The sequence below is a fragment of the Sporosarcina jiandibaonis genome (assembly GCF_013184495.1).
In the GTDB taxonomy this organism is placed as follows: Bacteria; Bacillota; Bacilli; order Bacillales_A; family Planococcaceae; genus Sporosarcina; species Sporosarcina jiandibaonis.
Genome location: NZ_JAAOIY010000005.1, coordinates 256782 through 269541 on the forward strand (window position 1 = coordinate 256782; position 12760 = coordinate 269541).

Consider the following 12760-nt stretch of genomic DNA (forward strand, 5'->3'; position numbering starts at 1 on the left):
GAAATAGAGAGAATCCCAATGTTATAGTGTTCTCAGCGCAATGCTTTCTACGCCAATTTTTAATTGATTTATGAGACTATCGGGGAGCATTCGTTTAGGACTTTCTATGTTTCGATACGAACTGTATTAAATAAAACGGGACAATTTAAATATTTATTTTAAGGGTATTGTAAACAAAGTTTGCGAAGGATTGTTCTTAAACTAACCGACAGTTTACTTTAATAAGGATTGTTGTAACTGAACTGGATATACTAAACCCAAATATAATTCTGGGTGATGAAAATGAACAAAAGTGGTCAGCTTCTATTGATTTTATTAAGTATATTAATTTGTGGGTTGTATTATGGAACAGTAAATGCAAAACCGAACGATACTCCTCCTTCTTTTGAGAAGGAATTCACTGAAGTCGGACAACTCAATCCTTTAGAAAGCCAGTTAATGTCTTTTATGACTGGGTTGCACGTAGGCGAACCGAAACAAGCCGTTGAATTGTGGATATTAGGCGTAAATAATCGAAGTGGTGCTGTTCAATATGCGATGTTGTCCCCTTCGCTTCAAAAACAATCGAGGAGAAAATTTGAGCAAACTCACTGGGTGACAGGTCAGTCAAGCCCTTGGGTTAGTAATTTTCGTTTTACCAAAGTAGAAAAGCTTAGCGAATCCAGAATGCGGTATACCGTTAAATACGATTTAGAGACATCATATGCAGATTTTGGAAGTGGGCAGAAGATTATTATCGTGGAAAAGAATCTAGAACCATTTAGAGAGTATTGGTTTATTACATCAATAACAACGAAGTATAATCAATGGGAAGCATTTACACCAGCCGAGACAGTTTTAAAATAGAGTATTGCATTTATTGATTAACAATCAAATAAAGGGCAAAGTTTGTGAATAAGTGTGCTTGAACTAGCAGGTGCGATTCTGAAATAAGGATTAAGGATTAAATTCTGTTCAGTAATCGGGCCATTTAATTGAATAAGACTACGCAAAAAATCGATTTCCTATATTGAGGAAATCGATTTTTTTAGATTGACGTTTGCATTGTTGTAGAATTTTTTTGTTAATTGTTGTTGACTATTCAGTTGAACTGTAATATATTACTGTTAAGTCGAACTATATAGTTGAACTGAATGGAGAGAAGAGAGAATATGAAACATCCATTATTACCATTGTCTGAAACGATGCATTATATTTTATTGGCTCTGCGTGAGCCGCTTCATGGCTATGCCGTGATGCAGAAAATCGAGGAAATGAGTAAGGGTACCGTCATTTTAGCAGCTGGTACATTATACGGTGCGATTGAAAACTTGAATAAGCATGGTTGGATTGAACCTGTCGAAGAGTCAGGTCGAAGAAAAGTTTATATCATAACTGCGGAAGGAAGGAACATTTTGAAAATAGAACAAAACAGGTTATTGCATATTTTATCCCTTTACGAAGGAAGTGAATCGAATGAAGAAATTTAAGATGTTTTTTGATATTGAAAAAGAGGAGCAATGGCTGAACGAGCAATTACAAAAAGGCTATCGTTGTACAAATATTAGCGGATCAGGAATATACACTTTCGAAAAAACTGACAAGAGATATGTGATGCGACTGGATTATCATGATTATTTACCAAAGAAAAAGTTTGTGGGATATAAAGAGATATATGAAGATTTTGGTTGGAACTATATAAAGGGGCCCTGGCTGGTTGGAATACGGTATTGGCAAAAAGAAGATGATGATCAAAATGAAATCTTCTCGGATCGCCAATCGAAGAGTAATTATTATAAAAGATTAATGAGTTATTCATCTGGTTTCGTTGTGGTGTCATTGCTTTTTTCTTATATGCTTTACAAGGATTCAGGTTTATATTTAACTCAGGGTCTTTGGGATATGAAAGGTACATTATTTTGGACAGCATTTTTATTTGAAACGCCATTTGCCCTTTTGAGGTCGCTTCCCGCACTTATGGTTGTTTTCTTTGGTAGCAGTTTTTATAAAGCATATAGAAAGTATTCAATGTTAAAAGAAAAATAATAAACGGGGGATTCCAAGATGCGCTTTTCTAAAAAGAAACCTTTCTTATTGGCTGTTATTAGCCTCATGATTGTTCTATCAGGCTGCAGTAATGATAAGTTGCTTGATGAAGCAGAAAAGTATATTACGTCTGTTGAAGAAATTAATATTCCGGATGATGCAAAGATAATTGGCTTGGGGGAGGCGACACATGGGAATATAGAACTTCAGAAGTTGAAAAGAGATGTATTTGAAGCACTAATTGAAAATGAACATGTCCGTGTGTTTGTAATAGAAGGGGATTTTGGAGGCGGACAGGAAATTAATCGGTTCATTTTAGATGGAAAAGGTACTGCAGAAAAAGCCGTGACAGCACTTGATTATAGCATTTATAAAACGGAGCAAATGATCGATCTTGTTCAATGGATGCATGATTATAACGCTACGGTCAGTGACGATGAGAAAATATATTTTTACGGAAATGATATGCAGCGATATGATTACAATAAAAAAGGTCTGCTTGACTATTATGAAGTTGTTAATAAGGATGCGGGACAAAAATATGCAGTTCAACTGGAACAGGCCTCAAATAATACAATGAGATCGTTAACAACGAAGCAACTGAAAAAAATTCATGAGGTGCTCGGTAATATCATTTTTGATCTACAATCAAACGAAGTAGCTTATACGGAACATTCATCATCAGATACGTTTGCCTTTGCTTTAGAATACGCGCAACTTATGAAACAACGAACAGAGTTATTTTTAAATGAGGGGGACTACCAACAACTTCGCGATCAGTATTTAGCTGACAATTTGCAATGGATTGTTGAATTTGAAGCTGCTCGTGGTCATGATAAGATATTCTTCTCCGGACATAATGGGCATATTGAAAAAACGTCTGCTTCATTAGCTGGTTATAAATCGATGGGAAGTTATTTAGATGAGTTATATGGATCCAAGTATTTTGCAATTGGCACCGACTTGATGAATAGTAAATTTCAAGCTTTAAACCGAGGATCTGATAAAAGAAAGAGTTATAAGATAAAGAATCATAATGGTTTAGTTAGTGCATTTAGTGAAGTAGAGCCAAATATCTTTTACGTTGATTTTGAAAAAGCCCTTGAGTCAAAGGAATTGTTGGACATTATAAAAAGTGAACAAAAAATGGTAAACGTAGGTGACGACTTTCGTTCCTGGCAAAAGTTGTTAAAAATGTTTTACACAATTGAAATGATACCCAATCAGGCCTATGACGGCATAATTATTTTAAAAGAAGCAACACCGACAGATGTAATTGATTAGTATTTTATTGCCTTTTTTAAAAACATATATTTATATGGGGTGAATCATGACTAAGATATTTTCAAGAGAAAGGCTTATATTCACACTTCATATATTAATCGCCGCGATAGGGCTTATTAGTGTGCCGTTGCATATACTTTTTTCTCCTGAACCAAGTGTTTCTATTACGAAATTCACAATCCATTCTAATATCATTGTCACCATAATATTTACTGTAAGCACGTTTGTTATTTTGTTAAAGAAAAAAGAAAGTCATATGTTGGACTTGTGTAAAAATGCAGCGCTTATATATATGATGGTAGTTTTATCAACTTACCACCTTATCCTTTCTAGTGGTGGAGAATACAGCGGGATTAGGATCATTACAAATTTCACATTGCACTATTTAATTCCAATGTTCGTTTTACTAAACTGGATCATTTTTGAAGAGAAAAAGTGGTATAGTTACAAATCAATCGTCTTTTGGTTGCCTTTCCCAATACTCTACGGCGCTATATCATTAATAAGAGGAATGTACGATGGATTCTATCCTTATTTTTTCCTAAATCCGAATGGTCAAATCCCCGATGGAGTTGGCAACTATGCAAATGTAGCGTTAGTCGTAGTAGGTTTCACTTTTGTTTATTGCATGCTTGGTTTTCTGCTAATTTTAATGAATAGAGTTATTCTTAAATTTAAAAATGGAAAGTACCTGCAAAATACTAAAAATGTAATGTGAAAGGAATTAAATAAATAGAAGCCAAATGGGCACGATTACTGGATAAATCGCTATGTTTGAGTGAGCGCCATTGCAAAAGAGCTCCTTGATTTTTCGACCAAGGGGCTTTAATAATTGTTTGAGTGATTCTAGATTTTATGAAAGTTAGCCTTGCATTTCGATGTTGATAAATCGCTTATTAGAGAACTCATTCCTATTATACTCGATCCACTTGGCCATCTCTCTTTCGACAGCTCTATTTTGCCATTCATACCAGACCCCTAAACATTCACTACAATGGCTTTCTACTCCGATATTATTATTTAAATCTCTATGATTAAATAGCGTAGTTTTGCGACAAATATAGCAAAATACTTTTTTGTCTTCATAATATCTTCCTGCCAAGAATATCAGCTCCTCCACTTTTAAACTCATTATTTCCAAGTTCAAGTGATTTGATTCAGGAAACTGACAATCGCTTCCACTTTTTGGGGGACGGATTCGTGATTCTAATTTCAATTATTAATGTTAGTGTTATAATGTGAATCTCTAGCAGTAAAAAGTAATTTTACGACAGATATAGCAAAATACTTTTTATCTAAATAATATCTACCTGCCAAGAAATTACGCTATTGTACGATGGCCTTGTATATTGTAAATAACTGCTATAATTTAACTATTATTTTTTATTTTGATCGCTGACTTTTTAAGTGAAAACACTTTAATAAATTTAAACTAGTCAGAAATAATCTCTTCCTAATATCCTCCAAAATGTAAGGTCCCTCTTGGAATTTATCTCCATATACACACTCAATTAAATTAAAAAACCTATAAAAAGACACTTTCCTCTATTTTGAGAAAAGTGTCTTTTGCTATTTTATGAAGTTGTATTTTTGCGTTGACTTCATTTTTGAAATTCATGATTAAAGACTTTTTGAGGTCTATCAGATTGTCGCTTCTTCAAAGCAATTTATAGCATGTTTCAGTGAAAGCAGTTGTTCTTCATTTAACGGAATCATTGGTAAGCGCGTACCGCCAACTGGGATACCTTTTAAATTTAGTGCTGCTTTTACAGGTGATGGGCTTGGAGCGGCAAAAAGTGCGTTCATTGCAGGCACGAGTTTTCTATGATCCCTAGCTGCTTGTTCAACATAGCCTCTATTAAAATGCTGAATCATCGTTTGCATTTCATTTCCTAATATATGAGATGCCACCGATATAACGCCGGCTCCGCCGATGGATAGTACTGGGATTGTTAAGCTGTCATCACCGCTGTACAAGGAAAATGCTGCTGGTGTCCGCTCAATTATTTCAGACATCGCATCTAAATCGCCGCTCGCTTCTTTGATGGCGACGATATTTGAAATTTCCGAGAGACGAACGACTGTATCCACATCGATGCTGGCAACCGATCGCCCAGGTACGTTATAAAGCATGATCGGTAAAGAAGTGGCCGATGCAATTGTTTTAAAGTGTTGGTATAGTCCTTCTTGACATGGCTTGTTATAGTAAGGCGCCACAAGCATCACCGCATCGACACCAGTCTCTTCCGCTAATCTTGTCAATTGCACGGATGCCCTTGTGTCATTCGATCCAGTTCCGGCAATAACCGGTACTCTGCCATTCACTACTTCTACTGTGAAGTTGAATAATTTTACTTTTTCCTCAGTCGTCAAAGTCGGAGATTCTCCAGTCGTACCTGACACGACTAAACTTTCCGTTCCATTCTCGATTAAATGTTCAATTAAGTTTCTTGTTGCTTCAAAATCGATTTCTCCTTGCATGTCAAAAGGCGTCACCATAGCTGTTGCAATTTGTCCGAAATTCATAAGTTCTCCACATCCTATCAATTATTTTGTTAATCAAACAGAGGGAGAGGGGCATTTTGCAAATGAATGCAAAAAAGCAACAACGAGGGCTCGTTGTTGCTCTGAAATAATCATTTATTTCATTGCATAAGATAGCCCTCCATATAGTTTCCTATATGACAATCCTGGACTTATTCAACCCAGAACCAGCTTCGAGAATATGAGATTCTCTCCACTTCGGCAAATTCCCCTTTCCGCAACCTTCACAGGATCTCATTATCCTCAAGTTGTGTACTGATGGTTTTTGCGCCTCTATCCTTATTTCAAGTTTGAAATAAGATAATGATCAATTACTAAGACTGTACATGTAATCTTGTAAAATTGCAAGTGAAATAGAGTGCTGTGCCATAAACAATACAATATAAATGCATCAGTGAAAAATGAAAGCGAAGTAAAAAAGCGCGTGGTTGTACGATCTTTAATAGGTTTTGCAAGGCTTGCAAAAAACTTTTTACTACTAATGTTATACTAGTTATATATACTTTATTGATTTTTCAATAAGATCCATTTTCCACAAATTGGCCTGTTTAGTGGACGAGTAGGAACTTATGAGTGTCGATATAAAAAACTAAAAACAATACAAGGAGGATTAATCATGATTAATGATACAGATTTAAAGCATCTACGACGTTGCATCGAACTAGCGAAGGTTGCTCTAGAGAAAGGTGACGAGCCATTTGGTTCAGTACTGGTGTCAGCCAACGGGGACGTGCTTGCGGAAGACCATAACCACGTTGGAGGTGGTGATCACACCCGACACCCGGAATTTGCTTTAGCGCGCTGGGCAGCCGAGAATATGACGTTGGAAGAAAGAGAGAAGGCGACAGTATATACTTCGGGTGAACATTGCCCTATGTGCGCTGCAGCCCACGGGTGGGTAGGTTTGGGTCGAATTGTTTATGTCAGCTCGTCCAAGCAACTGGTGCAATGGTTGAGCGAAATGGGGGTTAATGTATCGCAATCGCGCGTTCGTAATCTTCCAATTCAAGATGTTATTCGTGATACTACAGTAGACGGGCCTGTTCCTGAACTCGCAGAGCAAATGCGCGAACTCCACCGTCAGTTTTACGCGGGGAAACGTTAAGGGGGAGTACAATATGGAAGTAGTATATTTTGCAGGTGGATGTTTATGGGGAGTACAGGCTTTTATAAAAACTTTACCTGGAGTTATGTTTACGGAGGCGGGAAGAGCTAATGGAACCAGTCATATACTTGAGGGTGATTATGATGGGTACGCCGAATGTGTAAAAACAGGTTTTAATCCGACGGCTGTAACAATCAGGGAATTAATGGGATATTTCTTTGAAATCATTGATCCATACAGTTTGAATAAACAAGGGCAGGATGTTGGCAAGAAATATAGAACAGGCGTATATAGTGAAAATCCGGAACACTTAAAAGAGGCGAAGGCATTTCTTAGTGAGAGAACTGATTATGACCGTATAGTTGTTGAAGTATTACCTCTTACAAACTATGTGAGAAGTGCAGAAGAACATCAAGATAGGTTATCTAGATATCCAAATGATTATTGCCATATTCCAGAAGAATTATTGAGTAGATATAAGTAAGGAAGAATATTGTATTATAGGATGGTTTATGGACTCTGTAGTTTCAGAAGTGCCTTGCTAAAATAATAAGGGGAACAGAATCGTTTATTTTCATTTCAATAATCGGGCGCTATTCTTAAATTAGGATTAGCGCCTATTCAGTAATAGGGCAATTTAAATGGATAGCACATCAAGTCCAATGAGGGGTTGAAAATTCAAACATAATAAGGGAGGGGCCTCGATGAAACGCAATGTATTGTTTATCGTAAATTGTTGGGATAATGTGTAATTAAAATTTGACAGGGAGAGAACTTAAATGGAGATTTATCAAGCTACGATTGAAGACTTAGAAGGAGTATCAAATTTATTTAATGGATACCGTATGTTTTATGAACAAACATCTGATTTAGAGGGTGCAATAGGTTATATAAAAGAGCGTTTAGAAAATGAAGACTCAGTAATATTTGTTGCTAAGAACAATCAAAAGTATATAGGATTCACACAACTTTATCCCACCTTTTCATCAATCTCAATGAAAAACGCTTGGATATTAAATGATTTGTTTATCGATCCAGAAGCTAGAAAACAAGGAATAGGAGAAATGTTCTTACATAAGGTGAAAGATTTTGCCATTAAGACAGGTGCCAAAAGCATAAGTCTAAGCACAGCACCAGACAATTTTTCTGCACAAAGACTGTATGAGAAAAACGGATATGAACGGGATTCACAGTTTTATCAATATGAATTAGATTTGAATAAATAATCATCTGACCTGCTATTCAACAAAAGAGTGCGATAATTGAATAGATCCCCTTAAAGGTGACGGGGTGACTTAAAGGTAACTATGTAAAACAAACGGGCCGAATTGTTATATATCTAGGAGGGATTAAAATACCTGTCTGTGAATACTGCAGAACAAGTGGAGTTGGAAACAAACTATTAAAAAACCACCGACATTGAACTATGGAAAGTAATTTTATTAGAAATTCAACTCGGGAATGACCAGGAACTTTATTGGTGGGAGAATTGTATATGGGGTTACATGTAAGGGAGGGGAGTACTGTGGTCGAAAGTAAAATTGATTACTATGAAAAGGAATCAGGGCATTTTAATCCTCAAAAACACTTTTCTGCACGTATTCAGGAAATGGAAAATAAATCAAAATATGGAGCGAAGGTGGCTTCTAAGTGGAATGAAATTGCCAACCTGTCTCTGAGGAATGAGGTTTATCCGGTAGTTCATCCAATTGGGCAAGAGACATTCTCCTTATATGCGGAGTTTCCTACAGGGGTATTTGAATACGCTCTAGATGTAGATGGTGCTACTTCACTTATAAAAGAAGGAGGTATTACGCCAGTAATCTTTGATCCATCCAAAATAATAGCTTCAGTTGATGAAGGTAATATAAATAAAGATACAAGTAACATAAAAATTAACCATAAGAATCCTGTAATGGTACTTCAAAGCCAGTATTTAACGGGTGGTATGAATCATTGTATAAATGGGAATCATCGAATATTTGAAGCTAATCGAAATAACGAGAAGCAAATTGAAGTGTACCAATTTAAAGACCTGGAATTCGTACCATTTTTCTATGATGTTTTGGGCAAGGCCATGTACTATTTTGAAATGGACTATAGTAATGTAATCAGCAATGAAAGGAATTTTCTGAAAGATGAATATGATGCATTTGCATTTATTTTTTAATGGGTGAATGTAACGTAATGTGGAAAAGAGGGGATCCAATGGAACTTGTAAGCTTTTATCATCAAAAAAATTTTAAATGCGATGCAGAGAGAACTTTCACTTCTCAAAGAGCCCTAATTCAGGAACTAATTCCGAACGCCGATGTACAACACGTTGGTAGTACCGCTATACCAAACAGTCTTACTAAGGGAGATTTAGATATACAAGTTCGTGTTTCAGAGATTCAATTTTATCAAGCTGTCGAGGCTCTCTCTGCAATATATGAATTGAATGAAGGGAGTATAAAAACGGATGAGTTTAGGGCATTTAAAGATGATACAATTATTCCGCCCTTAGGCATACAACTGACCGTTAAAGACACAGAATTTGATTTCTTCTGGAAGTTTCGAGATGTTTTACTAAAAAATGATCAATATCGAATAGAGTATGATGAATTGAAATTGCAGTTTGAGGGAAAAGACATGGAAGCTTATAGGGGAGCGAAAAATGATTTCTTTAGCAAGATAATACAGACTCCTGAATTCAAGCAATTAAAAAGCGATGCAGATAGATAAATACTAAAAGTTATTTAGCTTATATATACAATTTGTTCAGTTCTGAACATATTATGAATATCCGTAACAAAGGGAGAAATAGAAATGATGCAATTGCGAAAAGGATATGCCCTAATTGTTCTAGTCAGCTAGTGAATCGAACTGGCCCATATGGTAATTTTCTTGGTTGCAGTAATTATCCAAAATGCAGGTTTAACAGCAAGTTGTGAATTAGAGTGAGGGTAGCGTGGTTTTTTACCTATTAAATATTTAATAGGCGACCAAAAATCATTCCTAATGGTATGTAAAAATAGAAAGTCCGATAGTTTGTAAAAAAACTATCGGACATATTGTGCTTTTAATCTATAAGATCACTTTGTCGCAAAGATTCTTCCATATCTTTCTTCGAGCTATCGATGAATTCGATATAATCCTCAGTGCTCTTATAGTTGACTTCCGTTCCCAAAGATTCCAAACGCTCTGTAAAAGATTCGCTACTTGTCACTTTTTCAAATGCGTCATTCAGTATTTGGATAATTTCTTCAGCCGTTCCTTTAGGCGCAAGAAAACCGCGGTTTGCTGCTGAAACCATATCAATTCCTTGTTCTTTCATTGTTGGAATATCCGGGAAGTCACTGCTTCTTTCTTCGCCAGTATATCCAAGGAACTTCAATCTATTGTCCTTCGTGTAATCTCTACCAGCAACAATTGAAACACTTCCAAGCGCAACATCATTAGCGACAACAGCTTTCATTCTTTGAGCAGTTCCGTCATAGCCGACAATATTGAATTTTATATCTGCAGCAGTTTGAATTAATGCCGGTTCTAATTCAGAAATGGATCCGATCGATGCAGCATAAGTAATTTCACCCGGTCTTTTGGAAGCGTCTGCTACTAAGTCCTCCATCAAATCCCACGGGTTATCAGGGCTAGTTGCGATCATATTGTAAGTGGATGTAATAAGCGATATCGGTTCGAAGTCTGAAAATCCGAATTGCGCTTGTCCAGTTAACTCGGACATTGCCATAGAGTCATGAACAGCTAGAATTGTGTAGCCATCTGGTTTCGCATTCATCGCCTCTTGAGATCCGATGATACCGCTACCTCCTGCGATGTTTTTAATAATGACTGTTTGATCTAGAACTTTTTCTAGCTCTTCTGCTGCAATTCTATTGACGGCATCCGTATCTCCGCCCGCATCCCATGGAACAATTATTTGAATAGGCTTTTTCGGATAGTCACTGCCTCCATCTCCATTTTCAGCAGATTCACTGCTGGTACAAGCGCTTAATGAAAATAAAGCCATGATAATCCCGCAAAACATTAAAAATCTCTTCATTATATTCGACTCCTCATTCTATTACTATTCATTTAATAATCCGCTAGTTTCAAGTAACTTTTTCATTTCCTCTGTGCTGCTTTTGATAAATTCTTTATAGTCTTTTGTGTTTTTGAAGTTAACGTCAGTTCCAAGATCTTCAAGTCGTTTTATAAAATCTTCATTATTTGCGATCTTCTCGAGCGCATAGCTTATCTTTTCAATAAATTCTTCAGGTGTTCCCTTCGGTGCAACAATTCCTCGGTTGGTACCTGATACAATATCGACTCCTTGTTCTTTAAGTGTAGGTATATCTGGCAAGACATTACTTCTTTCTTCTCCGTTATAACCCAATAACTTCATGCGGTTATCCGCTATGTAATCCTTACCCGCAGTAGCCGATACACTTCCCAATGAAACATCATTCGCAACGACAGCTTTCATGCGTTCAGCGGTGCCGTCGTATCCAACAATATTCAATTTAATATCTGCGACTGATTCCAATAACACAGGTTCAAGTTGCGATGTCGAACCGATAGAAGCAGCATAACTAATTTTTTCTGGATTTTGTTTTGCATCTTGCACAAGGTCTTCGATAGAGTCCCAATGGTTCTCCGGGCTTGTCGCGATAAAATCATAGGTGGAAGTGATCATTGCAATGGGTTCGAAATCATCATACCCGAAGTCGGATTGTCCGGTCATTTCGGACATCGCGATAGAATCATGGACTGCGAGCAAGGTGTAGCCGTCGGGCTTAGCTGATAATGCTTGTTGCGATCCCACTATGCCGCTCGCTCCCGAAATATTTTGAATGACGATTTTTTGTCCTAGTTCTTTGCTGAGTTCTTCACCTACCAATCTATTTATCGCATCCGTGTCGCCTCCAGCACTCCAAGGAACAATTAATTGAATGCTCTTTTGAGGGTAAGATTCTGTTGAAGAATCAGAGTCACTGCAGGCTACTAATAGAGATATTGATAAAAAGATTATTGCAACAATAAAAGATATTTTCTTCACAACATGACCTCCTTTAATTTAATACAGTATGTTAAAACTCTTTGTTTTAAAAGTCAATGTTTTTCGATAATTTTTATTTAATATAAAAAAAGCTATAAATTGCTATTTAGCTTCAAAAAGAAAGTTAATCGTTGTTTTCACTACCTTTTAGAATGTCAATATGTTTTAAAACATTCTAAAAGTTTTTTGTTCATTGACAATTATATCGTCGTCAAATATACTGAATAATTAATTCGACTTATGAAAGGGGGGAAGGGTATGAGAGAAGCGAGGAAGGATTTGGTGAATTCTTTAATTATCGTTGCGTTTTGTGGAATCGCTTATTCTGGCATATTAGAAATTCCAGTTCGTGGGGCTGCAAAAACAGAAGCTGATTTTTTTCCGAAAATCATTGTTGGCCTGCTTTTTGTTTTAGCGATTTTTCTATTGGTGAAATCGATTTACGGAATGATCAAACAGGAGAAAAGAGATAACAAGAAAGAAAGAGTCGATTGGCAACGTCTCTTTAAAGAAAATAGCAAAGTGATTTATACTTTTGCAATTTTTTCTGTTTACATTTTTTTGCTTCAAGGAATAGGCTATTTCATTAGTTCTGTTATCTTTTTATTTGCTCTTTACTTAATACTTATGCCAGGGAAAAAACGTTACATAACAGGCATTATTGGTTCGGTGTTAATCACAGTCTTGTTATTTGTAGTTTTCCGATATGGACTGTCTGTGTATCTTCCGGAAGGAAAATGGTTGTAGATTCAGAGGAAAGAGGT

At 36.4% G+C, this 12760-nt stretch carries 16 protein-coding genes and 1 riboswitch; of the genes, 12 read left to right on the forward strand and 4 right to left on the reverse strand.

Annotated elements, in window-relative coordinates; all coding sequences use genetic code 11:
• Positions 1 to 282: 282 nt before the first annotated feature.
• The 5 genes from G8782_RS14060 (at position 283) to G8782_RS14080 (ending at position 4027) form a co-directional block, all read left to right on the forward strand.
• Positions 283 to 846 carry a hypothetical protein gene (locus tag G8782_RS14060; protein ID WP_246231689.1) on the forward strand — a complete coding sequence of 188 codons (564 nt, stop codon included), beginning with the start codon at positions 283 to 285 and terminating at the stop codon, positions 844 to 846.
• A gap of 305 nt (positions 847 to 1151) precedes the next feature.
• Positions 1152 to 1469: a PadR family transcriptional regulator gene (locus G8782_RS14065; protein WP_172372294.1), complete on the forward strand. Its 318-nt coding sequence runs from the start codon at positions 1152 to 1154 to the stop codon at positions 1467 to 1469.
• Positions 1456 to 2025 (forward strand): DUF2812 domain-containing protein, encoded by a 570-nt coding sequence (locus G8782_RS14070; protein ID WP_172372295.1) that lies wholly within the window; start codon positions 1456 to 1458, stop codon positions 2023 to 2025. Before G8782_RS14065 ends, G8782_RS14070 begins: the two co-directional genes overlap by 14 nt.
• Before the next feature lie 18 nt (positions 2026 to 2043).
• Entirely contained in the window at positions 2044 to 3309 is a 1266-nt protein-coding gene (locus G8782_RS14075) for an erythromycin esterase family protein (protein ID WP_172372296.1), read from the forward strand.
• Between the two features lie 46 nt (positions 3310 to 3355).
• Entirely contained in the window at positions 3356 to 4027 is a 672-nt protein-coding gene (locus G8782_RS14080; protein WP_172372298.1) for a Pr6Pr family membrane protein, read from the forward strand.
• A gap of 144 nt (positions 4028 to 4171) precedes the next feature.
• On the opposite strand, the gene G8782_RS14085 is transcribed toward G8782_RS14080, so the two are convergent.
• Together G8782_RS14085 and dapA are read right to left on the reverse strand one after the other, a co-directional pair.
• Positions 4172 to 4411 (reverse strand): hypothetical protein, encoded by a 240-nt coding sequence (locus G8782_RS14085; protein WP_246231690.1) that lies wholly within the window; start codon positions 4409 to 4411, stop codon positions 4172 to 4174.
• Between the two features lie 539 nt (positions 4412 to 4950).
• The gene (gene dapA, locus G8782_RS14090) at positions 4951 to 5835 is read right to left on the reverse strand and encodes a 4-hydroxy-tetrahydrodipicolinate synthase (protein WP_172372301.1); all 885 of its coding nucleotides are present in this window, start codon (positions 5833 to 5835) and stop codon (positions 4951 to 4953) included.
• 124 nt (positions 5836 to 5959) lie between these two features.
• Positions 5960 to 6137: riboswitch (Lysine riboswitch) on the reverse strand.
• Positions 6138 to 6469: 332 nt separating this feature from the next.
• Here dapA and G8782_RS14095 point away from each other — a divergent pair.
• The 6 genes from G8782_RS14095 (at position 6470) to G8782_RS14120 (ending at position 9891) form a co-directional block, all read left to right on the forward strand.
• Positions 6470 to 6958 carry a nucleoside deaminase gene (locus tag G8782_RS14095; RefSeq protein WP_172372303.1) on the forward strand — a complete coding sequence of 163 codons (489 nt, stop codon included), beginning with the start codon at positions 6470 to 6472 and terminating at the stop codon, positions 6956 to 6958.
• Positions 6959 to 6971: 13 nt separating this feature from the next.
• Positions 6972 to 7442 carry a peptide-methionine (S)-S-oxide reductase gene (locus G8782_RS14100; RefSeq protein WP_172372304.1) on the forward strand — a complete coding sequence of 157 codons (471 nt, stop codon included), beginning with the start codon at positions 6972 to 6974 and terminating at the stop codon, positions 7440 to 7442.
• A gap of 295 nt (positions 7443 to 7737) precedes the next feature.
• Positions 7738 to 8184 carry a GNAT family N-acetyltransferase gene (locus G8782_RS14105; RefSeq protein WP_172372306.1) on the forward strand — a complete coding sequence of 149 codons (447 nt, stop codon included), beginning with the start codon at positions 7738 to 7740 and terminating at the stop codon, positions 8182 to 8184.
• A 299-nt stretch (positions 8185 to 8483) separates the two neighbouring features.
• The gene (locus G8782_RS14110) at positions 8484 to 9128 is read left to right on the forward strand and encodes a hypothetical protein (protein WP_172372313.1); all 645 of its coding nucleotides are present in this window, start codon (positions 8484 to 8486) and stop codon (positions 9126 to 9128) included.
• Between the two features lie 38 nt (positions 9129 to 9166).
• Positions 9167 to 9682 (forward strand): GrpB family protein, encoded by a 516-nt coding sequence (locus G8782_RS14115; protein WP_172372321.1) that lies wholly within the window; start codon positions 9167 to 9169, stop codon positions 9680 to 9682.
• A 53-nt stretch (positions 9683 to 9735) separates the two neighbouring features.
• Positions 9736 to 9891 carry a topoisomerase DNA-binding C4 zinc finger domain-containing protein gene (locus G8782_RS14120; protein WP_172372322.1) on the forward strand — a complete coding sequence of 52 codons (156 nt, stop codon included), beginning with the start codon at positions 9736 to 9738 and terminating at the stop codon, positions 9889 to 9891.
• Between the two features lie 128 nt (positions 9892 to 10019).
• Here G8782_RS14120 and G8782_RS14125 read toward each other — a convergent pair whose 3' ends face one another.
• Together G8782_RS14125 and G8782_RS14130 are read right to left on the reverse strand one after the other, a co-directional pair.
• Positions 10020 to 11000 carry a tripartite tricarboxylate transporter substrate binding protein gene (locus G8782_RS14125; RefSeq protein WP_172372324.1) on the reverse strand — a complete coding sequence of 327 codons (981 nt, stop codon included), beginning with the start codon at positions 10998 to 11000 and terminating at the stop codon, positions 10020 to 10022.
• 24 nt (positions 11001 to 11024) lie between these two features.
• On the reverse strand, positions 11025 to 11996 hold the full coding sequence (locus tag G8782_RS14130; RefSeq protein ID WP_172372326.1) for a tripartite tricarboxylate transporter substrate-binding protein: 972 nt from the start codon (positions 11994 to 11996) through the stop codon (positions 11025 to 11027).
• A 258-nt stretch (positions 11997 to 12254) separates the two neighbouring features.
• On the opposite strand from G8782_RS14130, the gene G8782_RS14135 reads away from it, so the two are divergent.
• On the forward strand, positions 12255 to 12743 hold the full coding sequence (locus G8782_RS14135) for a tripartite tricarboxylate transporter TctB family protein (RefSeq protein WP_172372328.1): 489 nt from the start codon (positions 12255 to 12257) through the stop codon (positions 12741 to 12743).
• Positions 12744 to 12760: the final 17 nt, after the last annotated feature.